This is a genomic window from Mesorhizobium sp. M7A.F.Ca.CA.001.10.2.1 (assembly GCF_003998575.1).
In the GTDB taxonomy this organism is placed as follows: domain Bacteria; phylum Pseudomonadota; class Alphaproteobacteria; order Rhizobiales; family Rhizobiaceae; genus Mesorhizobium.
This window is the reverse complement of record NZ_RZQY01001268.1, coordinates 1-605: the sequence shown is the minus strand read 5'-3', so window position 1 is coordinate 605 and position 605 is coordinate 1. Positions and strand designations below refer to the sequence as shown.

The 605-nt window shown below is 62.6% G+C and carries 2 pseudogenes; both read left to right on the top strand.

What is annotated here, in order from left to right:
• Positions 1–262 (top strand): annotated as a pseudogene (locus EN964_RS36565) (alpha-glucoside ABC transporter substrate-binding protein); the annotation flags it as partial.
• Between the two features lie 226 nt (positions 263–488).
• Positions 489–605: pseudogene (locus tag EN964_RS39315) on the top strand (alpha-glucoside ABC transporter permease); the annotation flags it as partial.

Below are 605 nucleotides of genomic sequence, written 5' to 3'. Positions count from 1 at the left end.
CGCCCACGAGATCTGGATGGCCGAAGGCGGCTTCGTGACGCCGCTCAAGTCGGTCAACAAGGATGCCTATGCCAGCGACGCGCTGAAGAAGCAGGGCGAAATCCTCGCCAATGCCTCGACTTTCCGCTTCGACGGTTCCGACCTGATGCCGGGCAAGATCGGCGCCGGCGCGTTCTGGACCGGCATGATCGACCTGGTCGGCGGCAAGTCGGCGCAGGACGTCGCCACCGACATCCAGAAGAGCTGGGACGCGATCAAGTAGCGGTCGGCATGTAAGCGACCACCATTCTCGCACTGGATCCGGACCGTACTGGCCCGGATCCGACGGCGGCCCGTGCCGCAGCCTTTCGTCATGAGCGCATTGAAATGAAGCGCGATCGGCAATGTGCGCAAGCCGCCGATGACGCGCTCCAAACAACTGAATCGGCGCCTGGTCTCCGTTACCAAGGTCATTCCTTGTCGGGTCATGCGCAGGGGGAGAGGGACCCATGGCGGCTCAGATTTTCTCGGCCATAACAGTCATCATCGTCGGCGTCGGCGGTTGCGTCGCCTATTTCTGGGGCGCCAACAAACTGGTCGACCTGATATTCCCGTCACGCGGCGTC